Annotated in this window: 26 protein-coding genes; 16 read left to right on the top strand and 10 right to left on the bottom strand. The window is 71.7% G+C overall.

The genetic code is table 11. The features are described 5' to 3' along the window. Positions 1-54: 54 nt before the first annotated feature. The 5 genes from moeZ to ABT118_RS11755 form a co-directional block, all read right to left on the bottom strand. A complete protein-coding gene (gene moeZ / locus ABT118_RS11775; protein WP_350660742.1) occupies positions 55-1,233 on the bottom strand; it encodes an adenylyltransferase/sulfurtransferase MoeZ in 1,179 nt (392 codons plus the stop codon). Between the two features lie 174 nt (positions 1,234-1,407). Then, positions 1,408-2,358 carry an NAD-dependent epimerase/dehydratase family protein gene (locus ABT118_RS11770; protein WP_350660717.1) on the bottom strand — a complete coding sequence of 317 codons (951 nt, stop codon included), beginning with the start codon at positions 2,356-2,358 and terminating at the stop codon, positions 1,408-1,410. Between the two features lie 61 nt (positions 2,359-2,419). Continuing rightward, positions 2,420-3,451 carry a hypothetical protein gene (locus ABT118_RS11765; RefSeq protein ID WP_350660691.1) on the bottom strand — a complete coding sequence of 344 codons (1,032 nt, stop codon included), beginning with the start codon at positions 3,449-3,451 and terminating at the stop codon, positions 2,420-2,422. Continuing rightward, positions 3,451-4,968, bottom strand: coding sequence for a DUF3492 domain-containing protein (locus tag ABT118_RS11760; protein WP_350660677.1), 1,518 nt, complete (start codon positions 4,966-4,968; stop codon positions 3,451-3,453). The genes ABT118_RS11765 and ABT118_RS11760 overlap by 1 nt, the downstream gene beginning before the upstream one ends. A gap of 262 nt (positions 4,969-5,230) precedes the next feature. Continuing rightward, positions 5,231-6,151 (bottom strand): alpha/beta fold hydrolase, encoded by a 921-nt coding sequence (locus ABT118_RS11755; protein WP_350660662.1) that lies wholly within the window; start codon positions 6,149-6,151, stop codon positions 5,231-5,233. 235 nt (positions 6,152-6,386) lie between these two features. Here ABT118_RS11755 and ABT118_RS11750 point away from each other — a divergent pair, with 235 nt between their 5' ends. The 3 genes from ABT118_RS11750 (at position 6,387) to ABT118_RS11740 (ending at position 7,785) form a co-directional block, all read left to right on the top strand. Continuing rightward, positions 6,387-7,043, top strand: a complete 657-nt coding sequence (locus ABT118_RS11750) for a TetR/AcrR family transcriptional regulator (protein ID WP_350660643.1) — start codon at positions 6,387-6,389, stop codon at positions 7,041-7,043. 120 nt (positions 7,044-7,163) lie between these two features. After that, positions 7,164-7,391 (top strand): DUF3107 domain-containing protein, encoded by a 228-nt coding sequence (locus ABT118_RS11745; protein WP_350660628.1) that lies wholly within the window; start codon positions 7,164-7,166, stop codon positions 7,389-7,391. 118 nt (positions 7,392-7,509) lie between these two features. Beyond that, complete coding sequence (locus ABT118_RS11740; protein ID WP_350660614.1) at positions 7,510-7,785, top strand: hypothetical protein; 276 nt, start codon at positions 7,510-7,512, stop codon at positions 7,783-7,785. A gap of 3 nt (positions 7,786-7,788) precedes the next feature. On the opposite strand, the gene ABT118_RS11735 is transcribed toward ABT118_RS11740, so the two are convergent. Then, on the bottom strand, positions 7,789-8,553 hold the full coding sequence (locus ABT118_RS11735; RefSeq protein WP_350660606.1) for a ferritin-like fold-containing protein: 765 nt from the start codon (positions 8,551-8,553) through the stop codon (positions 7,789-7,791). Positions 8,554-9,145: 592 nt separating this feature from the next. On the opposite strand from ABT118_RS11735, the gene ABT118_RS11730 reads away from it, so the two are divergent. The 6 genes from ABT118_RS11730 to ABT118_RS11705 all read left to right on the top strand — a co-directional run bounded on the left by ABT118_RS11730 (position 9,146) and on the right by ABT118_RS11705 (position 14,578). Next, a complete protein-coding gene (locus ABT118_RS11730; protein WP_502884535.1) occupies positions 9,146-10,693 on the top strand; it encodes a DEAD/DEAH box helicase in 1,548 nt (515 codons plus the stop codon). Positions 10,694-10,772: 79 nt separating this feature from the next. Beyond that, positions 10,773-11,639 carry an alpha/beta fold hydrolase gene (locus ABT118_RS11725; protein WP_350660587.1) on the top strand — a complete coding sequence of 289 codons (867 nt, stop codon included), beginning with the start codon at positions 10,773-10,775 and terminating at the stop codon, positions 11,637-11,639. Positions 11,640-11,947: 308 nt separating this feature from the next. Continuing rightward, on the top strand, positions 11,948-12,094 hold the full coding sequence (locus tag ABT118_RS11720; RefSeq protein WP_350660555.1) for a DUF8834 family protein: 147 nt from the start codon (positions 11,948-11,950) through the stop codon (positions 12,092-12,094). Between the two features lie 242 nt (positions 12,095-12,336). Then, complete coding sequence (locus tag ABT118_RS11715; protein WP_350660537.1) at positions 12,337-12,975, top strand: DUF6758 family protein; 639 nt, start codon at positions 12,337-12,339, stop codon at positions 12,973-12,975. Positions 12,976-13,026: 51 nt separating this feature from the next. Then, entirely contained in the window at positions 13,027-13,875 is an 849-nt protein-coding gene (locus ABT118_RS11710; protein ID WP_350660513.1) for a PHP domain-containing protein, read from the top strand. An 88-nt stretch (positions 13,876-13,963) separates the two neighbouring features. Further along, positions 13,964-14,578, top strand: coding sequence for a MarC family protein (locus ABT118_RS11705; protein WP_350660466.1), 615 nt, complete (start codon positions 13,964-13,966; stop codon positions 14,576-14,578). A gap of 7 nt (positions 14,579-14,585) precedes the next feature. Here the strand turns inward: ABT118_RS11705 and ABT118_RS11700 are convergent, their stop codons facing one another. After that, positions 14,586-15,203, bottom strand: coding sequence for a suppressor of fused domain protein (locus ABT118_RS11700; protein WP_350660446.1), 618 nt, complete (start codon positions 15,201-15,203; stop codon positions 14,586-14,588). Between the two features lie 444 nt (positions 15,204-15,647). Here ABT118_RS11700 and ABT118_RS11695 point away from each other — a divergent pair, with 444 nt between their 5' ends. After that, positions 15,648-16,775 (top strand): magnesium and cobalt transport protein CorA, encoded by a 1,128-nt coding sequence (locus ABT118_RS11695; protein ID WP_350660432.1) that lies wholly within the window; start codon positions 15,648-15,650, stop codon positions 16,773-16,775. A gap of 2 nt (positions 16,776-16,777) precedes the next feature. Here ABT118_RS11695 and ABT118_RS11690 read toward each other — a convergent pair whose 3' ends face one another. Further along, complete coding sequence (locus tag ABT118_RS11690) at positions 16,778-17,716, bottom strand: DMT family transporter (protein ID WP_502884525.1); 939 nt, start codon at positions 17,714-17,716, stop codon at positions 16,778-16,780. A 157-nt stretch (positions 17,717-17,873) separates the two neighbouring features. On the opposite strand from ABT118_RS11690, the gene ABT118_RS11685 reads away from it, so the two are divergent. Then, positions 17,874-18,422, top strand: coding sequence for a pyridoxamine 5'-phosphate oxidase family protein (locus ABT118_RS11685; protein WP_350660412.1), 549 nt, complete (start codon positions 17,874-17,876; stop codon positions 18,420-18,422). A gap of 58 nt (positions 18,423-18,480) precedes the next feature. Further along, positions 18,481-19,305, top strand: a complete 825-nt coding sequence (locus tag ABT118_RS11680; protein WP_350660403.1) for a MerR family transcriptional regulator — start codon at positions 18,481-18,483, stop codon at positions 19,303-19,305. A gap of 25 nt (positions 19,306-19,330) precedes the next feature. Here the strand turns inward: ABT118_RS11680 and ABT118_RS11675 are convergent, their stop codons facing one another. Further along, complete coding sequence (locus ABT118_RS11675) at positions 19,331-19,729, bottom strand: VOC family protein (RefSeq protein WP_350660397.1); 399 nt, start codon at positions 19,727-19,729, stop codon at positions 19,331-19,333. A gap of 120 nt (positions 19,730-19,849) precedes the next feature. Here ABT118_RS11675 and ABT118_RS11670 point away from each other — a divergent pair, with 120 nt between their 5' ends. The 4 genes from ABT118_RS11670 (at position 19,850) to ABT118_RS11655 (ending at position 24,601) form a co-directional block, all read left to right on the top strand. Beyond that, a complete protein-coding gene (locus tag ABT118_RS11670) occupies positions 19,850-21,151 on the top strand; it encodes a magnesium transporter MgtE N-terminal domain-containing protein (protein WP_350660381.1) in 1,302 nt (433 codons plus the stop codon). A gap of 76 nt (positions 21,152-21,227) precedes the next feature. Then, positions 21,228-21,770, top strand: coding sequence for a DUF1003 domain-containing protein (locus tag ABT118_RS11665; protein WP_350665117.1), 543 nt, complete (start codon positions 21,228-21,230; stop codon positions 21,768-21,770). Positions 21,771-21,827: 57 nt separating this feature from the next. After that, on the top strand, positions 21,828-22,988 hold the full coding sequence (locus tag ABT118_RS11660) for an Mrp/NBP35 family ATP-binding protein (RefSeq protein WP_350660347.1): 1,161 nt from the start codon (positions 21,828-21,830) through the stop codon (positions 22,986-22,988). Positions 22,989-23,563: 575 nt separating this feature from the next. Continuing rightward, positions 23,564-24,601, top strand: coding sequence for an LPO_1073/Vpar_1526 family protein (locus tag ABT118_RS11655; RefSeq protein ID WP_350660332.1), 1,038 nt, complete (start codon positions 23,564-23,566; stop codon positions 24,599-24,601). A gap of 440 nt (positions 24,602-25,041) precedes the next feature. Here ABT118_RS11655 and ABT118_RS11650 read toward each other — a convergent pair whose 3' ends face one another. Further along, positions 25,042-25,800, bottom strand: coding sequence for a GntR family transcriptional regulator (locus ABT118_RS11650; protein WP_350660313.1), 759 nt, complete (start codon positions 25,798-25,800; stop codon positions 25,042-25,044). Between the last annotated feature and the right edge of the window lie 104 nt (positions 25,801-25,904).

Here is a 25,904-nt window from a genome sequence, read left to right as displayed (position 1 = left end):
GAACGCCGAAGGGGCGCAGGGCCACTGGCCCTGCGCCCCTTCGGCGTCGGCGTCCTAGTAGGACGGCTTGTGCGGCTCGATCTGGTTCACCCAGCCGAGCACGCCGCCACCGAGGTGGACGGCGTCGGAGAAGCCCGCGGACTTGAGCACGGCCAGCACCTCGGCCGAGCGGACGCCCGACTTGCAGTGCAGCACGATCTTCTTGTCCTGCGGCAGCGTCTCCAGCGCGTTCCCCATCAGGAACTCGTTCTTCGGGATCAGCACGGCGCCCGGGATGCTGACGATCTCGTACTCGCCGGGCTCGCGGACGTCGACGAGGAAGATGTCCTCGTTGTCGTCCTGCCACGCCTTGAGCTGCTTGGAGGTGATGGTCGAGCCCGCAGCCGCGACCTGGGCCTCCTCCGACACGACGCCGCAGAAGGCCTCGTAGTCGATCAGCTCGGTGACGGTCGGGTTGTCACCGCAGAGCGCGCAGTTCGGGTCCTTGCGGATCTTGACCTGGCGGTAGTTCATCTCCAGCGCGTCGTAGATCATCAGACGGCCCACCAGCGGCTCGCCGACCCCGGCCAGCAGCTTGATCGCCTCGGTGACCTGGATCGACCCGATCGACGCGCAGAGCACGCCCAGCACGCCGCCCTCGGCGCAGGACGGGACCATGCCGGCCGGCGGGGCCTCCGGGTAGAGGCAGCGGTAGCACGGGCCGTGCTCGGCCCAGAACACGCTGGCCTGGCCGTCGAAGCGGTAGATCGAGCCCCAGACGTACGGCTTGCCGAGCAGCACCGCGGCGTCGTTCACCAGGTACCGGGTGGCGAAGTTGTCGGTGCCGTCGACGATCAGGTCGTAGCCGGAGAAGATCTCCATCACGTTGTCGTTGTCGAGGCGCTCCTCGTGCAGGATCACGTTGACGTACGGGTTGATCTCCTGGACCGACTCGCGCGCCGACTCGCCCTTGGAGCGACCGATGTCCGACTGGCCGTGGATGATCTGCCGCTGCAGGTTCGACTCGTCGACGGTGTCGAACTCGACGATGCCGAGCGTGCCGACACCCGCCGCCGCCAGGTACATCAGGGCGGGCGAGCCGAGGCCGCCGGCGCCCACACAGAGCACCTTGGCGTTCTTCAGCCGCTTCTGCCCGGCCATCCCGACATCGGGGATGATCAGGTGGCGGGAGTACCGGCGGACCTCGTCAACGGTGAGCTCGGCGGCCGGCTCGACCAGGGGTGGCAGCGACACGGGGACTCCGATGGTCGTCAGTTCGGGGCTTGGCATGAGCCACCATCGGTGACTCTGATACGGCAACAGTGTCACTCGGTCGGGGTATTCCGAGACAGCAGGTCCGATGGGTGAGACGGTCGTCACCGGATGCTGGGACCGCGCCGATCGGCCCAACTCCCCTGGTGGCGGGGCTCAGACCCGACAGGCCGTCTCCAGCCAGATGTCCCCCAGCGACTCCTCCAGCGGCACCTGTGTCCGCCAGCCGAGACGGTCCCGCGCCGTCCGGACGTCGGCCTGCCGCCACTGCACCGGCTCGGCGGCCGGACGGTGCGGCGGGTACTGCGGCGGGTGGTGGTGCTCGGGCCCCGGCTGCACGGGCAGCGCCGCCCCCCGGCCGTCCTCGACGATCGAGCCCTCGAACCCGGCCGCCCGCACCAGCAGCTGCGCCGCGTCCCTGGCCCGGACGGCGTGGCCGCTGCCGATGTTGATCACGCCGGTGGCCGCCGAGACCGCGGCCGACTGGATCGCCCGGGCGACGTCCCGGACGTCCACGAAATCCCGGTAGCCGGACAGGTCCGGCATCCGCACCTGGTGCTCCTCCTGCTCCAGCGCCCGGCGCAGCCCCTCCGCCAGCCGACCGAACAGCGAGGCCGCGGGCGAGCCTGGCCCGACCACGTCGAAGACCCGCAGCACCGCCGCGTCCAGCCCGGAGGCCAGCACCAGCTCCGTCCCGGCCAGCTTGGACACCCCGTACGGACCGGCGGGCCTGGGCTCCGCCGTCTCCGGCACCGGCACCCCGGCCGGCATCGGCCCGTACTCGGCGGCCGAGCCGACGTGCACCAGCCTGGCCGGCTCCCGGCTGCGCCGGATCGCCTCGCAGACCGTGGCCACCGCCAGCGTGTTCGACCTGATCAGGGCGCGCGAGCTGCCGTATGTCGCCCCGGCGCAGTTGATCACCGCCTGCGGGGCGACCGCGTCCAGGAACCGGGCCAGCGCGCCGGGGCTGCCCGCCGTCAGGTCGAAGCGGATGTCGGCCGAATCGCGTCGGCCGAGCACGGTGACCTGGAGCTCCGGTTCGACCAGCAGTCGTTCGGCGACCCGACGGCCGATGAAGCCGTCGGCGCCCAGCAGCAGCACCCTCATCAGGGGGTGTCCTTCCAAGAGATTCGTACAGGGATCGGTTTGGTGCGGAGATCGGTGGGGACTAGACGCGCCGGTGCGCGCCGGGCCGGCCGAGGACCAGCCAGGCGTACGGCAGCAGCAGGGCCGCCGCCGGACCGCAGGCCAGCAGTTGGGCGGTCTCCGGCCGGTACCGGGCCGCCGTCAGCAGCGCCCCGGCCGCTCCGGCCGCCAGCAGGCCGGCCGCGGCCGGGGCCGCCCGGCCGCAGCGCAGCAGCACCGCGGCCGGGAGCAGCAGCAGGCCGAGGGCAGCCTGACCGGCCCACTGCGGACCGGTGGCCCGGTGCACGGCCTCGTACAGCAGGCCGCCACCGGGGCGGGGGCCGACCGCGGTGAGCAGCACCAGCCCGGTCAGGCCGAGCCCGGCCGTCGCCAGCAGGTGCAGGCCGGACGCCACCGGCAGCGCCGGACGCATCCGGCTCCGGAAGTCCGCCATCGTGCGGGCCGCGCCGAGATGGCCCCAGCCCACCCGGCGCAGCCAGTCGGCCGCCCACTCCGCCGCGCCGACGGCCGTCGCGGCGGCCACGCCCAGCACCGCGCCGGCCGGGCCGCCGGACGCCACCGGCAGCACCACCAGCAGCGCCACCCCGGCGCCGTACCCGGCCCGGTGCAGGACCGTTCCGCCTGGCTCGGCGGCAGCGGCACGAACCGGATGGGCGGGACGGGTCAGCGGCCGGGCGGCGGCCCAGGCCAGCCAGCCGCCGCAGAACACGGCCAGCGGCACCCGGGCACCGGGCAGCACCGCGACCCCGCCGGCCAGCGCCGCCGCCGGCAGGCCGTGCCGGACGGCGCTGCGCAGGGCTGCCCAGGACCGGCTCCGCCAGCGGACCGGCGGCTCGGACGGCAGGGCGGCGGGCGGGCGGCGCGGGACCCGGGCGTACAGCTCCTCGGCGAGCGAGAACACGTCGGCGTGCCGGTAGCGGGCCGCCTCGGCGGAGCCGATCCCGGCGTCCTCCAGGGCGGCGGCCAGCTCCAGCGCGTCCACGGCCTGCTCGCACGAGGCACGATGACGCTCCATCAGCTCCCGGACCGGGTCCGCGACCTCCCGCCCGGTCATCAGACGGCCTCTGCCACGGGCTCGGCACCGGCCGGACCGGCCACCCAGTACTCGGCGGGCCGGGCGAACGGGCGCGCCGCCGCCTTGGCCGCGGTGGGGAAGGCGGGCCAGCGGGAGACCAGCTCCAGGTAGATCTCCCGGAAGGCCGTCACCACCGGCTCCACCGCGAACCGCTCCTGCGCCCGCAGCCGCCCGGCCAGCCCGAGCCTGGCCCGCCGCTCCTCGTCGCCGAGCAGGGCCAGGCAGGCGGTGGCCAGCGCCCGGGGGTCGCGCGGCGGGACCAGCAGGCCGGTCGGCCCGACCACCTCGCGGGCCACCCCGACCTCGGTCGCCACCACCGCGCGGCCGCTCAGCATCGCATCCGCCAGCAGGCGCGGGCTGCGCTGGGCGAGCGCGGAGAACACCACCACGCTGCCCGCCGCCCAGGCCTCGGCCGGGCCGCCCTCGGGACGGCCCTCGAAGCTCACCGCCGCGTCGACACCCAGCCGCCCGGCTATCTCCCGGCAGTGCGCAAGGAAGCCGGGTGCGCCCTCCTCGCCGTACATCCGCAGCCGGGCACCGGGCAGCTCGGCCCTGACCCGGGCGAAGGCATGCAGCATCAGCGCCGGGTCGCGCCCGGGCTCCAGCGCCCCGGCCCAGACCAGCACCGGCCCGTCCGGCTCCGGCCCGGCCGCCGCCCTGGCCACCGCCGGGGTGCCCTCGTGCACCACCCTGATCCGGGCCGGGTCGGCCCCGCAGCGCTCCTGCCAGTGCCGGTCGTAGCCGCTGCCCGGGGTGAGCACGGCGGCCTGCCGGTAGGTCTCCTCGGTGAGCAGCCGGAAGAAGCCGATCAGCAGCGCGCGGACCGGCCAGCGGTACGGCGCGGTGCGGTAGCTGCGGTACTGCTCGCGCAGGTGCAGGCCGTGCTCGGTGATCACGAACGGGACCCCGTGCAGCTGCTTGGCGACCAGCGCGGGCAGCGCGGCCGGGCCGCCGCCCACCACGTGGCACAGGTCGGCCGAGCCGAGCCCGCCCTCCCCGGTGCCGTACCAGGGCGCGGAGAGCGGCCGCAGGCACTGCTCCAACAGGTCGGCGGCCACCAGGACGTCCCTGACCTGGGGCTGGCCGGCCGAGGTCTCGGCCCCGGGCGAGCGCCAGACCTGCTCCAGCACCCGCTGGGCCGGCCCCGAGGCCAGGAAGGCGGGCAGCGCCCTGTCCTCCCGGCCGAGCGCGGCCAGCCGGTAGAGCGCGGGGCCGAAGGACTCCCGCTCGCCGGGTATCACCAGTGATCCGATCAGCGACCGGTACGCCTGCAGGTAGGAGCGTCTCCGGTGCAGCGCCGGCCCCCGGCCCTTCGGCCGCCGCCCCCACAGCGGCAGCTCCGCCACCGGCAGCCGGCCCTCGGCCGGCTGCCCCGCACCGCCCAGCAGGTAGAGCCGGAACTCGTGCTCGGGCAGCCCCTCGACCAGCCGCCCGCACCAGCTGCCGGCACGCTGGGCATGGGACCCGGCACCCTCGGTGAGCAGAGCAATGCGCACGACGACCTCCAGGCAGAGCGGTTCGATTGACCGGGGTGCGGTGACGCCTCGGCCTCAGCCGACGTACCGGTACTCAGAACGGGCTCCCGGCGGGCGACTCCGCACCGCTCGACCCTGCGCAGCCGCTGACGCCTGCTGCTCCCCCACACCTGTTCGGTCCGACACCACGAAGGTAGAACGAAACGCTGACGACCCCTCGGTCACTTGCCTGGCTGCCACCTGAACGAGTGAAAGGGCGTGACCTCGGCCGGAGTGGGCCGTTCTAGACCGATCGCAGGCTCTCCGCCAGCAGCTCCCGCACCGAGCGCGCCACCAGCTCCGGGTGCTCCAGCATCGCCACGTGCCCCGCCTCCGGCAGCACCAGCAGCCGGGCGTCCGCGAACGCCGCGCAGGCCCGCCGGGCGGAGCGGTACGAGACCAGCTTGTCGCGCAGCCCGTACACCAGCAGCACCGGCGCCTTCACCTGCCCCGCCTGCCGCCAGAGCGACTGCTCGCCGCGCTCGGTGTACGCCGAGACGATCCCGCGCGCCGAGCCGGCCAGTGCCGCCAGCGAGTACGGCAGCCCGGACCGGCGCCGGTACTCGGCCACCGCCCGCTCCCACTGGGCCGGCCGCACCGCGGCCGGGTCGCCGTAGACCAGCGCCAGCAGGTCCCTTATGGCCTGCTCGACATCACCGCCCGGGCGGGTCCGGCGCAGCAGCGAGGGGACGCCGGGGACGGCGAGCAGGCCGGTCGGCCAGGCGGTGCGCTGCGGCGGCAGCTCGGGCAGGGCGGGCGAGATCAGGGTCAGGCTGCGCACCAGGTCGGGCCGGAGCGCGGCCAGCCGGACCGCCACGGCGCCGCCGAGCGAGTTGCCGAACAGGTGCACCGGGCCCCGGCCCGCCGCCTCCAGGTACCCGATCACGGCCCGGACGTGCCCGGAGAGCGAGAAGTTGCCGTCCTCGGGCGGGGCCGACCACCCGCAGCCGGGCAGGTCGACCGTCTCGGCCGAGAGGTCACCGGAGAGCTCGGCGACCAGCTCGGTCCAGTTCTCCCCCGAGCCGCCGAGCCCGTGCACGAACAGCGCGGGCGGCAGTCCGTCGTCGGCCGCGGCGGGACCGCGCACCGCCAGTACCGCCCCGGGGACCGCCACGGTCCGCTCCGGCCCCAGTCCGTCGGCCATCACCCGCTGCTCAGTGCTCATGGGGCACGATCGTAGTGAGCACGGCGGATCCGTCCCAGCCTCCACGACGTCTCACCCCCTGGACAGCGCAGGCGGGCCCCGTATTGTGTGCTTCCGACAAGGGGGTCCGGGCGCATTTCTCGCGTTCGCCCGGCGCGGATCGGGTTACCGAAAAGTAGAATCAGTCACCTTGCCAGCAATACCCGGCACACCCGTCCCAGGGGCGCTGCCGCAGACCGTGAAGTGAGGAGCGCCCGTGACGGCCGTCCAGGAGGCGCAGGAGCGCCCGCGCGGTGCCCGCCTGCCGCGCAGCGCCCGCCGTGAACAACTGCTCGGCGCCGCACAGGAGGTGTTCGTCGCGCAGGGCTACCACGCCGCTGCGATGGACGACATCGCCGACCGCGCCGGGGTCAGCAAGCCGGTGCTCTACCAACACTTCCCCGGCAAGTTGGAGCTCTACCTCGCGCTGCTCGACAAGCACTGCGACGCCCTGGTGGAGTCCACCCGCGAGGCGCTGACCACCACCACCGACAACAAGCTGCGGGTCGCCGCGACCATGGAGGCGTACTTCAACTACGTCTCCAGCGAGTCCGGCGCCTTCCGCCTGGTCTTCGAGTCGGACCTGACCAACGAGCCCGCCGTCCGCGAGCGGGTGGAGCGGGCCGCCGACGCCAGCGCCACGCTGGTCAGCCAGGTCATCGCCGAGGACACCGACCTGCCGGACGCGGAGTCCAAGCTGCTCGCCGTCGGCGTCTGCGGCCTGGCCCAGATCACCGCCAGGTACTGGCTCTCGCAGAACCTGGAGATCCCCCGCGACGCGGCGGTCAAGCTGGTCGCCAGCCTGGCCTGGCGCGGTCTCAAGGGCTTCCCGATGCACCCGGGCGAGGGCCCGGCGGACGGTGCCGCCGAATAGGCGATCACCGGACCTTCGCCGATCGGCGCGGCGGTTGCTCTAAGGTGAAGCCGTACGGCGCGAAGCCCGCGAACAGCGGTTCGAGCGTGTGGATGGCTGCAACCCGGAGGGACGGAAGCCGTGGAGGTCAAGATCGGCGTGCAGAACGCGCCCCGAGAGATCGTTCTCGAGAGCTCGCAGACTGCCGATGAGGTCGAGAGCGCGGTCACCAAGGCGCTGGAGGGCACCTCGAAGCTCTTCACGCTGACCGACGAGCAGGGCCGCCGCGTGATCGTCCCGGCCGAGCGCCTGGCGTACGTGGAGATCGGCGAGCCGAGCGTCCGCAAGGTCGGCTTCGGCACCAACTGACGCAGCGAGCAGTACGAACGGCCGTCCCCGCACCCGGGGGCGGCCGTTCTGCATCGGTGTGCGTACCGGCCGGGGTGGCGGGGTAGGCCCGAGGAGGAACCCCCCAGGGAGGCACCCCGTGGTCATCGGAACGATCGCCTTCGTCCTCATCGGCCTCGCCGTGGGCTTCGGCACGCTGGTGCTGCTGCCCGCGTACTTCCCGGCCGCCCGCTCGCTGACCGTGGCGACCGCGGTGACCGCCGCCCTGATCGGCGGCGGGATAAGCGGTTACGCCCTGGACGACCACCTGCCCGCGCTGGCCCTGCTCTTCGCCGCGGTCACCTCGGTCCTGCTGGTCTCGGTGCTCGCCCGTCCCGACCAGGTGGCCGGGACGGGGCGGCACCGGCACGCGTGAGCGCTACGAGGCCAGCCCGAGCGCGGCCATCCGCCGGGTGTGCGCCTCAGTGATCCGGTTGAACATCTTGCCGACCTCGACCAGGTCGAAGCCCTGCACCTCGGCGCCGCCGACCAGCAGGTTCGAGAGCGCGTCCCGCTCCGCCACCACCCGCTGGGACTGGCTCAGCGCCTCGCCCATCAGCCGCCGGCCCCAGAGCGCCAGCCGACCGCCGACCCGGGGGTTCTCCTCGATCGCCTGCCGGATCCGGTCCACCACGAACTGGGCGTGCCCGGTGTCACCGGAGACCCGGAGCACCAGGTCGCGGGTGTCGTCGTCGAGCCGGACGGCCACCTCGCGGTAGAAGTCGGTCGCGATCGCGTCGCCGACGTACGCCTTGACCAGGCCCTCCAGCCAGTCCGCGGGCGCGGTCATCCGGTGGAACGCCTCCAGCGGCTCGACGAACGGCGTCATCACCTCGGTCGGGTCGGCCCCGACCTCGACCAGCCGGTCGTGCAGCAGCTGGTAGTGCTGGTACTCGTTGGCGGCCATCCTGGCCAGCGCCGCCTTGTCGACCAGCCCGGGTGCGAACTTGGCGTCCTCGGCCAGCCGCTCGAAGGCGCTCAGCTCGCCGTACGCCAGCGCCCCGAGCAGGTCCAGCACGGCGGCCCGGTAGCCGGCGTCGGCCGAGCGGGCCGCCCAGCCGCCGATCGAGGCGGGCGGGTCGGAAGCGACGGGAGTGACGGATGCGTCCAGCGGGGTGCCGTCGTCGGCTGCCTGAGTCTCCATTTTCGTCACCCTATCCCCCGTGAACAGGGCCGTCCGGCGCCGAGTAGGGCACGTCACGTGTTCGAGTCGTCGCCTGACTGTATGGTGGTAGGGAAGCTCGATGTATCCCGGCGGCACATGCACGTGCCGCGTACGGACACCGGGCGTTCACGTACGCGGATGCCCGGTCGGAGACCCGATCGGCTCCGACCATGGCCCGGACCTCGGGCCCTGGCACCGCATCAGTGGCCGAGCGAGGGCCGCCGCGGACCACGCCGCTCCGGCGCAGGTCCCGCGCCTGGCCCCTCACGGGAATCCTCCCCCACGCCGCCGACCGAAGCGCCCGTCACGGGCCGTTCGGGTCGGCAGGCCGCAGGGGCCGGCGCGGTTGTGCGACCTCGTAACCGACGTGTCGGGCTGTTCTGCGGCCCGCTGCCGACCACGGGGCTGCCCGCCCGCCCTCTCGCTCTCGGCCCCACCACATGGAAGAGGCAGCACCCTGTCCACCACCGCTGAACCCACCAAGACCACTTTCCGGGAGCTCGGGATCCTCCCGGAGACCGCCGAGGCCCTGGAGGCCGTCGGCATCCTGCACCCGTTCCCGATCCAGGAGATGACCCTCCCGGTCGCGCTGACCGGCCACGACGTCATCGGCCAGGCCAAGACCGGCACCGGCAAGACCCTCGGCTTCGGCCTCCCGCTGATCGAGCGCGTCGTGGTCCGTGCCGACGTCGACGCCGGCCGGGCCACCGAGGACCAGCTCTCCGACGGTCCGCAGGCGCTCATCGTGGTCCCCACCCGTGAGCTCTGCACCCAGGTCACCAACGACCTGCAGACCGCGGGCAAGGTCCGCAACGTCCGGGTGCTCGCCATCTACGGCGGCCGGGCGTACGAGCCGCAGGTCGAGGCGCTGAAGAAGGGCGTCGACATCATCGTCGGCACCCCGGGCCGCCTGCTCGACCTGGCCGGCCAGCGCAAGCTGGACCTCTCCAAGGTCAAGGCGCTGGTGCTCGACGAGGCCGACGAGATGCTCGACCTGGGCTTCCTGCCGGACGTCGAGAAGATCATCACCATGCTGCCCGCCAAGCGGCAGACCCTGCTCTTCTCGGCCACCATGCCCGGCCAGGTCATCTCGCTGGCCCGCCGGTACATGAGCCAGCCGACCCACATCCGGGCCGCCGCTCCGGACGACACCGGCCACACCGTGGCCAACACCACCCAGCACATCTTCCGCGCGCACTCGCTCGACAAGGTCGAGATGGTGGCCCGGATCCTGCAGGCCGAGGGCCGCGGCCTGGCGATGATCTTCTGCCGGACCAAGCGCACCGCCGCCGACGTGGCCGACCAGCTGACCCAGCGCGGCTTCGCGGCCGGCGCGGTCCACGGCGACCTCGGCCAGGGCGCCCGCGAGCAGGCCCTGCGGGCCTTCCGGGCCGGCAAGGTCGACGTGCTGGTCTGCACCGACGTCGCCGCCCGCGGCATCGACGTCGAGGGCGTCACGCACGTCATCAACTACCAGTGCACCGAGGACGAGAAGACCTACCTGCACCGGATCGGCCGCACCGGCCGGGCCGGCGCCTTCGGTACGGCCGTCACCCTGGTCGACTGGGACGACATCCCGCGCTGGCAGCTGATCAACAAGGCCCTGGACCTCAAGTTCCCGGACCCGGAGGAGACCTACTCCACCTCGCCGCACCTGTACGAGCTGCTCAAGATCGCGCCCGGCACCACCGGTGTCCTGCCGCGCTCCGAGCGGACCCGGGCGGGCCTGAAGGCCGAGGAGATCGAGGACCTCGGCGAGACCGGCGGCCGTGGTGCCCGCACCGCGGGCGGTGGCCGCGGCCGTCGCCCGGCCGCCGCCGAGGCCGAGGCTCCGGCTGCGGAGCGTCCGGCCCGGGCGCCGCGCGAGCGGCGCCGCACCCGGGGCGGTGCCGCCTCCGACGGCGCCGTGGCCGTCACCGAGGCCGCTCCGGCCGCGCCGGTCGAGGACGCCGCCGAGGGCGACGCCCCGAAGCGTCGCCGTCGCCGCCCGCGTTCGGCTGCCGCCGGCACCGAGACGGCCGCCGCGGTGGCCGCTCCGGCCGCCGAGGCCGCCCCCGCCGGCGAGGCTGCCCCGCGCCGCCGGACCCGCACCCGTCGGACCACCACCGACGAGAGCTGATCCACTGACAGGCCCAGGGGCCCGGGGAACGACGCCGTCGTTCCCCGGGCTCCTGGCATGTGCCCACTAAGCTCGGCCCGTGAGCACTCCGCCGTTTCTGAAGCTGCCCGCCTGTGCCAGTGCCGTCCGGCTGGCCACCTCGCGGGGGAGCTTCGCGTCGCTGGTGGCAGAACCGGCCGGCCCGGTGCTGGGGACGGCGCTGCTGGTGCCCGGGTTCACCGGGAGCAAGGAGGACTTCATCGCCCTCCTGGAGCCGCTGGCCGGCTACGGCTACCGCACGGTGGCGGTGGACCAGCGCGGCCAGTATGAGACCGGCGGCGAGGGCGGCCCCGCCGCGTACGCGATCGACGAGCTGGCGCTCGACCTGCTCGCGCTGAGCGCGGCGCTGGAGACGGGTACGCCGCTGCACCTGCTGGGGCACTCCTTCGGCGGCCAGGTCTGCCGCCAGGCCGTGCTGGCCGCCGATCGTGCGGGCGGCCCGCTGCCGTGGAGCTCGCTCACGCTGCTCTCCACCGGGCCGGCCGCGATCGAGCCCGACGAGGCCGCCCGGACCAAGCTGCTGATCGACGCGCTGGCCGGGATGAGCCTGGAGGAGATCTGGCAGGTCCTCCAGGAGATGAACCGGGACAAGCCGAAGCCCGCCCCGGAGATCGGCGAGTTCCTGCACCGCCGCTGGGTGGCCAACCGCCCCGAGGCGCTGATCGAGATGGGCGGCCACCTGGTCTCCGCACCGGACCGGGTGGCGGAGCTGGCCGCCGTCGGCCTGCCCGTGCAGGTGGTCTCGGGTGAGCAGGACTACGCCTGGCCGGTGCCCGAACAGCGCGCGATGGCCGAACGGCTCGGCGCCCGCCACACCACCGTGCCCGGAGCGCTGCACTCGCCCAACGCCGAGCAGCCTGCCGCGACCGCGGCCGTGCTCGCCGGATTCTGGGACCTGACGAAATAACCGCCGGTCAGCGGCCTGCGGGGGCTTTGTCCGGGCAGAGATTCGTTAGTTCGGGTAATATTTGATTCTGTCCGGGAATCATCTCGCCGCAAGGCCTGTTGTCCACGATGGCGCACAGTGCGCCGAAACCGGGACTTAACGGGCGGGCAACCGCCCCGACGCAGCAGTGCGGCACCGTGGTCGATGAGGCTCGATCAGCTTCCACCCGGCGCCGGTACGAGCAGTACGACAGCAGCACCCCGGACGACGAAGACCGAGCTGTCAGTTGAAGCCTCAGTCATGCAGTGAGGCAGGGAAGGGAGAGACCCATGCGTTTCGAGATCCTCCGCCTGGACGACGTCCAGGGCACCGCCACCGACACCCTGATCGCCGATGCGGAGACCGTCCGCGAGTTCGTGGAGCGGGCCGCCCGCACCGGCGAGCGCCTGTACATCCGACCGTTCAAGACGGCGTGACCGCGCCAGGCGCGGCGCCCGCCGCGTCCGACGTACCGATACCCCACTGACGCCCCGTCACCAGATCCACCGGTGACGGGGCGTCAGTGCGTCTGCCGCACCACCGCCTCCGAGCAGCCGTACGTTTGCCGCGGTCCGGCACGGGACATTCCCCAACGGGGCTGCCGGCGGCCCGGTGTGGGGCACTCCATCCGGGTGATCGTCCTTGACGCGGCGCTCCGGAGGGAGGAGCGTTGTCCGTCATGAGGGGCGAGCCAAGCTGCCCGAGGTGCGCCGCCCGTGTCCGCGCGCCCGGTCTCTTCTCCGACACCTGGCAGTGCGACCAACACGGCGCCGTACACCCGATGCAGCCGGTGCTGCCTCCGAGCGTGGAGGCCCTGGGCGTCGCGGTGGCCAGGTCCCAGGTCCCGGTCTGGCTGCCCTGGCCGCTGCCGGTCGGCTGGCTGTTCACCGGGATCGCACACGCCGGCGACGACGTCTCCGGCGCCCGCGCGACCGCCGTGGCCTGCTCGGGCCCCGGGCCGCTGGGCGGCTTCGGCGAGCTGGTGCTGGTGGCCGAGGAGCTCGGCGTCGGCCTGGGCGCACGGTACGCGGGCCTGCCCGGCCCCGACCCGGGCGACACCGTCTCGCTCTACAAGCCGGCCGACACCAAGGTGACGGCGGCCGGGCGGGCGTCGTCGATGTTCCACGTCCCGGAGGCGCCGGCCGACCGGGCGGTCTACGTCGGCGAGGCGCGCGGGCTCTGGCTCTGGGCGATCGCCTGGCCCGAGCAGTCGGCGCTGATGATGTACGACGAGCTGGTGCTCACCGACCTGCGGGACGCGGGCGCGGAGCTGGGGCTGCTGCCGTGCGGGGCGCTGTCGCCGAGGCTGCTCGGCTGAGACCGGGGCGCGTACATTTGGGGTCCACCGATCCCTGAGGAGCCGTCACCCGTGCGCATCGACCTGCACGCCCACAGCAACGCCTCGGACGGCACCGACTCGCCCGCCGAGCTGGTCGCCAACGCCGTCGCGGCCGGCCTGGACGTGGTCGCGCTGACCGACCACGACACCGTGGCGGGCCACGCGGAGGCGGCCGAGGCGGTCCGCGGCACCGGGCTGACGCTGGTGCCGGGGGCCGAGCTGTCCTGCCGGGTCGGCGGGATCAGCCTGCACCTGCTGGCGTACCTGTTCGACCCGGCGGAGCCGGCCTTCGCCGCCGAGCGGGAGCTGGTCCGCACCGACCGGTTCCGCCGGGGGCGCGCCGTGGTGGAGCGCTGCCGGGAGCTGGGCGCGCCGATCAGCTGGGAGCAGGTGGAGCGGATCGCCGGGGCGGGCTCGGTCGGCCGGCCGCACGTCGCCAGCGCACTGGTGGAGGCGGGCGTGGTGGCCACCGTCTCGGACGCGTTCACGCATGAGTGGCTGGCCAACGGCGGCCGGGCCGACGTGCCGAAGCACGAGACCGACCCGGCGGTGGCCGTCCGGCTGGTCCGGGCGGCGGGCGGGGTGCCGGTGTTCGCCCACCCGGGTGCGGTGAAGCGCGGGCGGACGGTCTCGGACCAGGTGATCGCCGACCTGGCGGCAGCCGGCCTGGGCGGCCTGGAGGTGGACCACCTGGACCACGACGAGGAGACCAGGGCCCGACTGCGCGGGCTGGCCGCCGAGCTGGGGCTGCTGACCACCGGGTCGAGCGACTACCACGGGCACCGCAAGACCGTCCGGCTCGGCGAGTACACCACCGACCCGGAGGTCTACCGGGCGCTGGTGGCGCAGGCGACGGGGGCGAAGCCGATCACCGGGTGATCGGCGGGGCGCTGAGGGTGCGTCAGCCGCGAGCGGACCAGACAATTCGTCACATGAGCCGCGTACCGCCCCAGAACAGCCCCCGCCGATGAGCTTCTTCGACGTCACGACCTTCGGGTCGCTCTTCGTCACGCTCTTCGTGATCATGGACCCGCCGGGCACCATCCCGATCTTCCTCGCGCTCACCTCGGGCCGGGCCGCCAAGGTGCAGCGGCGGATGGCCTGGCAGGCGGCCGCCGTCGCGCTCGGCGTGATCACGGTGTTCGGCCTGTTCGGCCAGCAGATCCTCGACTACCTGCACGTCTCGATCCCGGCCCTGCAGGTCTCCGGCGGCATCCTGCTGCTGCTGATCGCGCTGGACCTGCTGACCGGCAAGATCGAGGAGCCGACCCAGACCAAGGACGTGAACGTCGCCCTGGTCCCGCTCGGCACCCCGCTGCTGGCCGGGCCCGGCGCGATCGTCGCGGTGATCCTGGCCGTCCAGGGGGCGCACGGGGCGGCGGCGGACCTCGCGGTGTGGACCGCGATCCTGGCCATGCACGTGGTGATGTGGCTGACCATGCGGTTCTCGCTGGTGATCATCCGGGTGATCAAGGAGGGCGGCGTGGTGCTGATCACCCGGCTGTCCGGGCTGCTGCTCTCGGCGATCGCGGTCCAGCTGGTGGCCAGCGGCGTCTACGGCTTCATCAAGGACTACCACTGACCCGTCGTCAGTCCAGCGGTACGCCCCGGCGGAGCGGGTCGCGCAGGTCGGTGCCGCGCCGCAGCCAGCGCTCCTCCAGCACGGCGGCGCCGTGCACCCGCTTGTACCCGGCCTCGTTCGGCGTCATCGGCAGCAGCGGCAGGAAGCGCACCGGCTCGGCCGGCTCGGCCAGCTCCAGGTCGGGGACCAGCCCGCCGGGCTCGGCCGCCAGCACCGAGGTGAACGGGGCGCCCGCCCAGAGCGGCGCACCGAGGTCGAGCGAACCGCCGGGCGCCAGCACCAGGCCCTCGACCTGAGGGGTGGCGGCGAAGGTGGCCAGCGTGCGGAGCACGTCGTCGCGCCCCCCGCGGACCGTCAGCACCAACTCGACCCGGGGGCCGCGGACCGGATCGGCGACCACCGCGGTGGGGTCGGCCATCGGAGCAGCTGACATTCCGAGCGTGACGTACCTCACCAGGTCGTCGGCGTCCGGGCCGAAGCGCAGCACCTCGATCCGGTCCGCACCCAGGAAGGTCACGGCGGCCCGGCCGCTCGGTTCACCGAAAGTTGCCAGCAGGCGGGCCTCGACCGCGGCCAGCACGGACGCGCGGGAGAGCTCGGCGGGGTCGTGGAAGTCGTGCGCCATGGCCAGACCCTAACGCCCCGCTGACACCCGCCCGGTGCACGCCCCCGGCGCTGGCGCCCTGTCAACTGTTAGGGTATGGAGCTGGCCACTGGGGAATCTCCGCCCACAGGGCCGCGACGTGAAGGAGGTGGTTCGCGGTGGATACCAGCCGACCATGCAGTACCGGCAGCTCTGCCCGGCCGCGTCGCCTTCACCCCGCCCTCGTCTGAGCGGCGTACCGACTCCTCGACGGAGTTCCTGAGGCAGCGTCACGTCCGACCGGGAGAGCACATTCCCCGGAGTCGATCCGTCCAAACCGCGCCCCAGCAAGGCGGCGGCAGGACTTTTCTCCACGGCTCCGGAAACACCCGGCCCCGGCCGCAATGAACGTGCCGCCCCGCCGTCGCACCACGGTCCGTCAGTTCCCGTGCCGCGCTGCGACGCCTCCTGCCCGAGGAGCCCGTCATGTCGATGATGAACAACCTGCGTGCCGTCGTCCGCCCGCGCCCCCGCCGTACCGGTGTGAACGGCTTCGACCCGGCCCACGAGGGCCAGACCCCGTCCGCCGTGGTGGACTGCGCGGTCTACCTGGACGGCAAGCGCAACGGCGACCGGTGCAGCCCCCGCGAGGCGGCGCGCCGGGTCCGCGCGGCCCGGGAGACGGATGCAGGATCGTTCAGCTGGATCGGCCTGCACGAGCCGACCGAGGCCGAGTTCGAGGGCATCGCCCAGCGCTTCGGGCTGCACCCGCTGGCGGTCGAGGACGCGGTGCACGCGCACCAGCGCCCCAAGGTCGAGCGCTACGACGACGTGCTGTTCGCGGTCTTCAAGACCATCCGCTACGTCGAGCACGACCAGCTCACCCCGACCAGCGAGGTGGTCGAGACCGGCGAGCTGATGGTCTTCGTCGGCCCCGAGTTCGTGATCACCGTCCGGCACGGCGGCCACAGCTCGCTGCACGAGCTGCGCCGCCGGCTGGAGAGCGCGAGCGAGTCCGGCGACGTCCCCGGCCTGCTGGCCAAGGGCCCGTCCGCCGTCCTGCACGCCATCGCGGACCAGGTGGTGGACAACTACCTGCTGGTCGCCGACCGGCTCCAGACCGACGTGGACGACATCGAGTTCGACGTCTTCGCCAACAAGGGCGGCCGGGGCGCCGACGTCGGCCGGGTGTACCAGCTCAAGCGCGAGGTGCTGGAGTTCAAGCGCGCGGTGTCGCCGCTGCTGCGCCCGATGCAGCAGCTCTCCGAGCCGGGCCAGCGGCTGGTCGACCCGGACATCCGCAAGTACTTCCGCGACGTCGCCGACCACCTGACCCGGGTGGTCGAGCAGGTGCACGGCTTCGACGAGCTGCTCAACTCGCTGCTCCAGGCCAACCTGGCCCAGGTCTCGGTGGCGCAGAACGAGGACATGCGCAAGATCACCTCCTGGGCGGCCATCTTCGCCGTCTCCACCATGGTCACCGGCGTCTACGGGATGAACTTCGACTTCATGCCCGAGCTGCACAGCAGGTACGGCTACCCGATCGTGATGGCCGGCATCGCGGTGCTCTGCATCGGCATGTACCGCGGCTTCCGCCGCAACGGCTGGCTCTAGCGTCAGCGGTTGCGGCCGCCGCGGGCGACCAGGACCAGGCCGAGCAGGATCACCACCAGGGCCGGGTACGCGGCGACCGGCGGCAGCTGGCCGAGCCAGAGCGCCGCGATCAGGGCGGCGCCGGGGGTCTCCAGCAGGATCGCGGTCGAGGTGATGGACGGGCCCAGGGTCCGCACCACCCGGTTGCTCAGCGAGTGGCCGAGCAGCTGGGCGGCGACCATCAGCAGGGCGATCTGCCACCAGACCCCGGCCGGCCAGCCGCTCATCTGCACGCCGGCGAACAGGCAGACCACCAGCAGCACCACGGCCGTGGTGGCGTAGCAGACCAGCGTGTACGCCGTGGTGCTGACCGTCCGTCGGACCTCGGCGCCCAGCAGCATGTACCCGGCGGCGGCCAGCCCGGCGCCGAGCGCCAGTGCGTCGCCGAGCAGCGCGTCCGGCGAGAGCGACATGTCGACACCGGTGAGCACCAGCACGCCGGCGAACGCCACGCAGGTGCCGATCCAGACCAGCCGGGGCGGCCGGTGCCCGAGCAGCCGCATCAGCAGGATGGTCCAGAGCGGCGTGGTGGTCACCAGCGCGGTGGCCGACGCGACCGAGGTCATCCGCAGGCTGGGCATCCAGAGCGCGAAGTGCAGCGCCAGCAGCACCCCGGCCGCCACCGCCAGCAGCAGTGCCCGGCGGCCGATCCCGCGCAGCTCGGCCCGGTGCCGCAGCAGCGCGTACGGACCGAGCACCCCGACCGACATGACGTTCCGCCAGAACGCGATCGCCAGCGCCGGGGCGGCGGTGGCGCTGATCAGCGGGGCGGAGAGCGAGATGCCGGCGATCGAGACCGCCAGCAGCAGCAGGTCCACCTTGGGCAGCACGGCCGGGCGGTCGGTGAGCGCGGGTGCCGCCACCGGGGCGGGGCTGGCGGTGTCGGGCCGGGCGGCGGGCACAGCTCTCCTCGGGACGGGACTCGGTCGGCCGCTCGGGGCGGCGACGGAACGGACGGACTACCAAGGTAAGGGCTGAAATCGTCCTATGGCACTGTCGTCCTGAGCCGTGAGACACCGTGCGGACAGCACCGGGCGGCCAAGCCTTACGCTGTCGGCCATGGAGCCTACGACGACCGACGCCCCCACCGGCCCCGACCAGTCCGCACTGGACCGGGCCCTGCTGGAGGAGGCCGCGAAGAAGTCCGGCCTGCTCTGGGTACGGGCCGACGGCCAGGCGCAGAGCCGGGCGCTCTGGCACGCCTGGCACGACGGCGCGGTGGTCGTGGTCGGCGACGGCATCGAGCAGCCCCTGCACGGGCTGACAGCCGGTCAGGGCGCCGAGGTCACCGTCCGCAGCAAGGACAAGTGGGGCCGGCTCACCGCCTGGCCCGCCACCGTCACCGAGCTCGCCCCCGGCGGCGAGGCCTGGCTCGGCGCGGTCGAGGAGCTCAAGGGCAAGCGCCTGAACGCCCCCGACACCGACACCATCGGCGACCGCTGGGCCCGCGAGTGCCGCGTCCTCCGCCTGGCACCGGTCGGCCCGCTCACCCAGCAGCCCGGCAGCATGCCGGACGCCTCCCACGCCGCCGCCCCGATGCCCAGCCCGGCCACCACCCGCAAGCCCATCCCGGCGGGGCTCCCCAAGCTGCTCTTCCGGAAGCGCTGAACCGCCTGCGGTCCGCAGTTGACCCTCACACCGTGTCAGGCCGTGGAGTAGCCCCATCATGTTCAGCATCGGAGACTTCGCGAAGCACGGCCGGGTGTCCGTCCGGATGCTCCGCCACTACGACGCCATCGGCCTGCTCCTCCCCGCCCGGGTGGACCCGTTCACGGGGTACCGGGGCTACGAGGCGGCCCAGCTCGCCCGGCTCAACCGCGTCATCGCGCTCAAGGACCTCGGCTTCACGCTCCAGCAGGTGACCGCCATCGTCGACGAGCAGGTGAGCGCGGAGGAGCTGCGCGGAATGCTCCGCCTGCGCCAGGCGGAGCTGGCGGCGGCGGTGGAGGAGGCAGCCGTCCGGCTGGCCCGGGTCGAGTCGAGGCTCCGGACGATCGAGAGCGAGGGGCGCATGCCTTCCGACGACGTAGTGGTGAAGAGCATCCCGGCGGTCCGGGTGGCCCGGCTGTCCGCCGTGGCCGAGGGGTTCGAGCCGGAGCACATCGGCCCGGTGATCGGCCCGCTGTTCGGGCGGCTCTGCGGCCTGCTCGACGAGGCCGGGCTGACCGCGGCCGGCCCGGGCCTGGCCTACTACGAGGAGGCCGAGCCCGGTTCCGAGCGGGTCCGCGCCTTCGCCGCGGTCCCGGTCAACGCCGAGCCCGACCCCGGGTACGGCTTCGAGATCGCCGACCTGCCGGCCCTGCCGGCGGTGGCGACCATCGTGCACCGGGGCGCGATGGACGACGTGCTGACGACCTCGCAGACGCTGGCCCGCTGGATCGACTCCACCGGCCACCGCTCGCTCGGCTACGCCCGCGAGCTCTACCTGGAGCTGACCGAGGACCCGGCCGGCTGGGTGACCGAGCTGCAGGAGCCGATCACCACGGCCTGACTCGGGGTCAGGACCCGGCCGGCGGTCAGCCGTTGGACCACTGGCGGGTGGAGAGCACCAGCCGGTAGCCGTCCGGGTCCTCGACCGTCACGCCCCACTCGTCCCAGTACGGGTTGTGCGCCTTCACCCGGCGCCCGCCGTGCGCCTCCAGCCGGGCCACCAGCTCCTCCGGCACGGCCTCGCCCAGGTAGACCACGAAGAGGTCCTCCACGGTCGGCCGGGGCTGTACCGCCCCCGCGTCGACCAGCTCCAGGTGCCAGGCGGCGTCCGGCCAGCCGGCCATCAGGAGCGAGTGCTCCTCGGTGCTGCCGTCGGCCTCGAACCGGTACAGCACGCTCAGGCCGAGCCCCTCGATCCAGAACCGCTCGGCCGCCGCCAGATCCCTGGACGGCCTGGCGATCCTGACATGTGACGACCCGTTCACGGTCTCCCCCTCCGTAGCCGAGCCCCGACCGTACCGCCGACCCACCCGGCGCCGGTCGGCGGGCTGCGCGGTTCGCGGCCAGGTAGCCTGGGCCCGGATCGTCGCGTAGAGAGGAAGTCCATGGCAGGGCCAGGCAGCCGGGTCTTCATCTCCCACCTCTCCGGGGTCGCCGTCTTCGACCCGAACGGCGACCAGGTCGGCCGGGTCCGCGACGTGGTGGTCTCGCTGCGGATCGGCGGCCGCCCGCCCCGGGTGCTCGGCCTGGTGGTCGAGGTGGTCGGCCGGCGCCGGATCTTCCTGCCGATGACCCGGGTGACCAGCCTGGAGTCCGGCCAGGTGCTCACCACCGGCGTGATCAACATGCGGCGGTTCGAGCAGCGGCCCTCCGAGACGCTGGTACTGGCCGAGCTGCTGGACCGCACCGTCACCCGGACCAAGAACGACGACCAGGTCACCGTGCTGGACGTGGCGATGGTGCAGACCCGGGTCCGCGAGTGGGAGATCAGCAAGGTCTTCGTCCAGGTCGGCAAGGTCTCCCGGCTGCGCAAGGCCAAGGGCGAGACGCTGACCCTGGACTGGTCCGCCGTCAGCGGCTTCTCGCTGACCGAGGAGGGGCAGGGCGCGGCCAACCTGCTGGCCACCTTCGACCAGCTCCGCCCCGCCGACCTGGCCAACGTGATGCACCACCTCTCCCCCAAGCGCCGCGCCGAGGTGGCCGCCGCCCTGGACGACGACCGGCTGGCCGACGTGCTGGAGGAGCTGCCGGAGGACGACCAGGTCGAGATCATCGGCAAGCTCAAGGACGAACGCGCCGCCGACGTGCTGGAGGCGATGGACCCGGACGACGCCGCCGACCTGCTCTCCGACCTCCCCGAGGAGGCGGCCGAACGGCTGCTCCGCCTGATGGAGCCGGACGACGCCGCCTCGGTCCGCCGGCTGCTGTCGTACGAGGAGAACACCGCCGGCGGTCTGATGACCACCGAGCCGATCGTGCTGGAGCCGGACGCCACCGTGGCCGAGGCGCTGGCCCGGGTCCGGGTGGCCGACAACAAGCCCGCGCTGGCCGCCCAGGTGTACGTCTGCCGGCCGCCGAACGAGACCCCGACCGGCAAGTACCTCGGCACCATCCACTTCCAGCGGCTGCTCCGCGAACCGCCGTACACCCTGGTCGGTTCGCTGGTCGACGACGACCTCGACCCGCTGCCGCCGGACACCCCGCTGCCGCTGATCACCAGTTACCTGGCGGCGTACAACATGGTCGCCGCCCCCGTGGTGGACGAGGCCGACCACCTGCTCGGCGCGGTCACCGTCGACGACGTGCTCGACCACCTGCTGCCCGAGGACTGGCGCGAGGCCGCCCTGCACGGCGGCGAACCGCACGGGAGCGAACCGCACGAGAGCGAGGCGAGCAGTGGACGCTGACCGCAAGGGCCGCCGGGACGAGACCCCGCGCCAGCGCCTCCAGGGCGAGCTGCGCGAACTCCGGGAGCTGCGCGAACTGCGCGCCCGCGAGGGCTCCCAGCGCAAGGCCCGCCCCGAGCCCAGCGGCCCGTCCCGGGGCCGGCTGGACCAGCCGCGCACCGCCAGGCCCGGGCTGATCACGCTGCCCGCGTACGATCCGGAGGCGTTCGGCAAGCTGTCCGAGCGGATCGCCCGCTTCCTCGGCACCGGCCGGTTCATCGTCTGGATGACGGTGGTGATCATCGCCTGGGTGCTCTGGAACACCGTCGGCCCGGCCGACCTCCGGTGGGACAACTACCCCTTCATCTTCCTCACCCTGATGCTCTCGCTGCAGGCCTCCTACGCCGCCCCGCTGATCCTGCTGGCGCAGAACCGCCAGGACGACCGGGACCGCGTCAACATGGAGCAGGACCGCGCCCGCAGCGACCGCAACATCGCCGACACCGAGTACCTGACCCGCGAGGTCGCCGCGCTCCGGCACGGCCTCGGCGAGGTCGCCACCCGCGACTTCGTCCGCTCCGAACTGCAGGCGCTGCTCAAGGAACTGGACGAACGCCGGGACACCGCAGACCGGTTGTGACCGGCAGCACGTTACTGCCGCGTCAACGGTCTTCCGGCGCAGCCGTACCATCAACACATGGCCAACGAGACAGAGGTTGCGGCAGGCGTCACGGAGGAGTCCGTACGCGAGGCGCTGGCAACCGTCAACGACCCGGAGATCAACCGTCCGATCACCGAGATCGGCATGGTGAAATCGGTCGAGATCGGTGCTGACGGCGCCGTCGGGGTCGCGATCTACCTGACCGTCTCCGGCTGCCCGATGCGGGAGACCATCACCGAGCGGGTCACCACCGCCGTCTCCGGCGTCGCCGGGGTGACGTCGGTGTCGGTCGAGCTCGACGTGATGAGCGAGGAGCAGCGCAAGGGGCTCTCCGAGCTGCTGCGCGGCGGTGCGCCCGCCCGCGAGATCCCGTTCGCCCAGCCCGGCACGCTGACCCGGGTCTACGCGGTCGCCTCCGGCAAGGGCGGTGTCGGCAAGTCCTCGGTCACCGTCAACCTGGCCGCCGCGATGGCCGCCGACGGCCTCAAGGTCGCCGTGGTGGACGCCGACATCTACGGCCACAGCGTCCCCCGGATGCTCGGCGTCGAGGGCCGGCCGACCCAGGTCGAGGACATGATCATGCCGCCGTCCTCGCACGGCGTGAAGGTCATCTCGATCGGCATGTTCACCCCGGGCAACGCACCCGTGGTGTGGCGCGGCCCGATGCTGCACCGCGCCCTCCAGCAGTTCCTGGCCGACGTCTACTGGGGCGACCTCGACGTCCTGCTGCTCGACCTCCCGCCGGGCACCGGCGACATCGCCATCTCGGTCGCCCAGCTGGTCCCGAACGCCGAGATCCTGATCGTCACCACCCCGCAGATGGCCGCCGCCGAGGTGGCCGAGCGGGCCGGCACCATCGCGCTGCAGACGCACCAGAAGATCGTCGGCGTGATCGAGAACATGTCCGGCATGCCCTGCCCGCACTGCGACGAGATGATCGACGTCTTCGGCACCGGCGGCGGCCAGACCGTGGCCGACGCCCTCACCCGCTCCGTCGGCGCCACCGTCCCCGTCCTCGGCTCGATCCCGATCGACGTCCGCCTCCGCGAGGGCGGCGACGACGGCCGCCCGGTCGTCCTCTCCAACCCCGACTCCCCCGCCGGCAGTGCCCTCCGCACCATCGCCGGCAAGCTCGGCGGCCGCCAGCGCGGCCTCTCCGGCCTCTCCCTGGGCCTGACCCCGAAGAACAAGTTCTGATCAGGCAACGGGCTGGTCAGCGGCAGGGCGCTCCCCTGATCCGCTGACCAGCCCGTTTGCCGTCACCTTCTGTCGCTGTCGGTTGGCGCTGGCTGGCCTCGCACGGCCCAGAGACGGCCCCTTGGTACCCCCTCGCCATCACGTCGCGAGCCTCTGTCTACCGCTCAGAGTGGCAACCCGTCAGTCACCTACTTCCCGCTTTCCATAGCAAGGTCAGTGCGCCGAGCCTGCCACAGGGGCAGAATAGAGGCCATGACGCGAGCTCAACGGATGCTCCTCTGGGGCGGACTCATTTTCTTTGGTGTTGCACTTATCGCCTTGGGCGCTTATTTCTTTCATCTGGGACTAGAGCGATCTAACCAAGTCTCGGGAATCATTGGCGCATTCACAGGGATCCTTGGCGTTGGAATTTCCATCTGGGGAGTCCTCCAGGCTCGGAGCCTGGCACAGCAGTCACCAGCTCGGCCATCCGGAAATACCATCAGACAATCCCAGCAGAGTGGAAGCAATTCTACAAATATCCAATCTGGGGGAGATCTCACCATCGGAGACAGAAATGACATCGGGAAGTCAAAATGATCTGGCGCCAAAGGCAGAAGGCTGGCAATAACTCGAGTCTAATTCAGGCAGGAGTAGCAAATTTCGGGCTTGGATATGACGACGTTCTAGCCGTAGCCGAGAACTGTGTAAACGGCGCCCTTTCGTCCTATTCGCAGGCCGCTTTCCGTGAAGCCGAGGCAAGGGTCCAAGAAATAACCTTAAACTTCCTTGCCGAGCTGAGCGAAAGAAATCCAGATGCACTAAAGAATGCACAGGATCCAGGAATCCAAGCAGCAATTATTGAGGCGCAGTCCGGGTACGCAAAGAGTGGCGACCAGGATCTCGGGGAGATTTTGGTGAGCTTGCTGGTTGAACGAATTGGGTCAGTCGACCGAAACATTCAGCAACTCGCACTGAACGAATCGATCTCGGCAGCCCAGAAGCTCACGGGAAGCCATCTGCGCCTGCTGACAGCCACATTCCTAATCTGCTCGGTGAGACACACAAAACTGCCGAATTACCAAACCCTTCACGCAAGAATGAAGCAGTACTACGAACCGTTCATCGACGGCTTGAAGTTTACCGAGTCTGACGTCAGCTACCTAGAGGCCGCAGGCTGCCTCAGGATCAGCTCAGTGGGCAGCAGGATTATCCCCGATTCACTCCGAAAGACCTACCCCGGGCTTTTCACGAAGGGCATCGACCCTGATCTAAATATCTCAATCAAGCCGTACCTTGACAGCGGCCTGACAATCTCTTGCATAAGAGATTCCAGCCTGGTTCAAATTAATGCGGTAGATGAAGAGTCTCTATCTGAATCGACTGGCTCACTGCCAGCCGACGAGCAAGAGGTCTTGAGGAATCTCCTGCAAGCAAATCTCATGTCTGACGATGAGATCACCGAGGAGATCCTATCGAATACGCCAAGCTTTGATGGGTTTCTTGCCTCCTGGAACGCCACATCAATTCAGCGGGCAACGCCAACGCTTGTCGGGACGGCAATCGCTCATGCCAATCTGCAGCGAATCCTGGGGGCAGAATTTGACGCTTCGATTGATATTTGGATTTCGTAACCTTGGACCACTCTAACCGGGGGAAAATCGCGCGGGTGGTGGAGCGGTTTTGGCCGGTGTCCTGTCTGGTCTGGGTCCGAGCATGATCGGGGGGCCGTAAGCTGCTGCGACTCGGTCAGGGCTTCTGGGCCTGACCGCAATTTGGCCGAGTGGCCCCCCGGTCTTGCTCGGTGCGGGGCCCGGTCCTGGCAGGTGGGTAAAACCGTGGAACCACCCGCCCCCGGCCACGGCGGGGTCTGAACCTCGGCACCCCTGGCCGCCAGCTGGCGCGGCCGGCGCCGCCGAAGCGGGGCGAAGACAGGAGCGACGGCGAGCGGCGGGCCAGCGCCGCGAGCGCAGCGAGCCTTGATTCAGTAGCGAAACTCGTAACCAACCACCCTCACCACCACAACATCCCAACATCCTTCTTAGGACCCGCCGAGCGACTGAGGCGCTCGGGCTCAGGCGTCGAAGTCGTACTCCAGCACGTACGAGGCCGCGTCCAACGTCATCTCGTTGACCTCGACCGGCTGACCACCGTCGGCGAACGCGGTGCGGCACACCAGAATGACCGGGGTACCGGCCGCCAGGCTGAGCCTGCTGGTCTCACTCATCGTGGGCATGCGCGAGCGAATCTCTTCGCGGAAGTGGACGGGCTTGGCGCCGATCTCGGCCAACCGGGCGTAGGTACCGCCGGGGCCGGTGTCCTCCTCGGTAATGGCAGTGCCCGCAACCAGGCTGGCTGGCAGGTACGAGGTCGATAGCAGCACCGGCTTCCCGTCCAGGACGAAGCGGCGGCTCCTCACGCAGGTCGCCTCACCGGGCTCAACCCCCAGCACCCCCGCCACATGCTCGGGCGCTCCCTCTTCGGTCACCTCGACCTGGTCGACCACGAGGGCCCGGTTCTCGATGTCGGCGGACCAGATGGAGCGGCCCGACCCCCACTGCTCCTGGGCCAAGCGCTGGATACCTCGTCGCCTGAGCGGCTTGAAGTCACGGACGAAGACGCCGGCGCCCTTCCGCGCCTCGGCGATCCCCTCGCTCTGGAGCACCCCGAGCGCCTGACGTGCTGTCATGCGCGCTACTTCGTAGGTCTCCATCAGGTCGTTCTCTCCCGGCAGACGGTCGCCGGGGCGGTACTCGCCGGACTCGATAGCTGCCTTGAGAGCGTTGGCAATCCGCTGGTACTTGGGCTGCTTCTCGCTGCCGCCGCTGGCCATCGCTACTCCTCCCTCTTCTCTAGACATCCTAGGGGGGAGCCCTCATGGCGGCGAGCGCGACACAGCTTGACATCTCTAGAGATGCATAGTTCTCTAGAGATGTA

This window comes from Kitasatospora sp. NPDC002040 (assembly GCF_040296785.1).
Classification (GTDB): Bacteria; Actinomycetota; Actinomycetes; order Streptomycetales; family Streptomycetaceae; genus Kitasatospora.
This window is presented reverse-complemented; position numbering and strand designations above follow the sequence as displayed.

Coding starts and splice junctions, on each gene's coding strand:
- ABT118_RS11715 (WP_350660537.1), top strand. CDS start 12,337: ATGAGGGGCGAGCCAAGCTGCCCGAGGTGCGCCGCCCGTGTCCGCGCG.
- ABT118_RS11655 (WP_350660332.1), top strand. CDS start 23,564: ATGATCTGGCGCCAAAGGCAGAAGGCTGGCAATAACTCGAGTCTAATT.
- ABT118_RS11700 (WP_350660446.1), bottom strand. CDS start 15,203: ATGGCGCACGACTTCCACGACCCCGCCGAGCTCTCCCGCGCGTCCGTG.
- ABT118_RS11650 (WP_350660313.1), bottom strand. CDS start 25,800: ATGGCCAGCGGCGGCAGCGAGAAGCAGCCCAAGTACCAGCGGATTGCC.
- ABT118_RS11695 (WP_350660432.1), top strand. CDS start 15,648: ATGTCGATGATGAACAACCTGCGTGCCGTCGTCCGCCCGCGCCCCCGC.
- ABT118_RS11730 (WP_502884535.1), top strand. CDS start 9,146: ATGACCCTCCCGGTCGCGCTGACCGGCCACGACGTCATCGGCCAGGCC.
- ABT118_RS11660 (WP_350660347.1), top strand. CDS start 21,828: ATGGCCAACGAGACAGAGGTTGCGGCAGGCGTCACGGAGGAGTCCGTA.
- ABT118_RS11770 (WP_350660717.1), bottom strand. CDS start 2,358: ATGAGGGTGCTGCTGCTGGGCGCCGACGGCTTCATCGGCCGTCGGGTC.
- ABT118_RS11720 (WP_350660555.1), top strand. CDS start 11,948: ATGCGTTTCGAGATCCTCCGCCTGGACGACGTCCAGGGCACCGCCACC.
- ABT118_RS11755 (WP_350660662.1), bottom strand. CDS start 6,151: ATGAGCACTGAGCAGCGGGTGATGGCCGACGGACTGGGGCCGGAGCGG.
- ABT118_RS11705 (WP_350660466.1), top strand. CDS start 13,964: ATGAGCTTCTTCGACGTCACGACCTTCGGGTCGCTCTTCGTCACGCTC.
- ABT118_RS11680 (WP_350660403.1), top strand. CDS start 18,481: ATGTTCAGCATCGGAGACTTCGCGAAGCACGGCCGGGTGTCCGTCCGG.
- ABT118_RS11670 (WP_350660381.1), top strand. CDS start 19,850: ATGGCAGGGCCAGGCAGCCGGGTCTTCATCTCCCACCTCTCCGGGGTC.
- ABT118_RS11685 (WP_350660412.1), top strand. CDS start 17,874: ATGGAGCCTACGACGACCGACGCCCCCACCGGCCCCGACCAGTCCGCA.
- ABT118_RS11765 (WP_350660691.1), bottom strand. CDS start 3,451: ATGACCGGGCGGGAGGTCGCGGACCCGGTCCGGGAGCTGATGGAGCGT.
- ABT118_RS11735 (WP_350660606.1), bottom strand. CDS start 8,553: ATGGAGACTCAGGCAGCCGACGACGGCACCCCGCTGGACGCATCCGTC.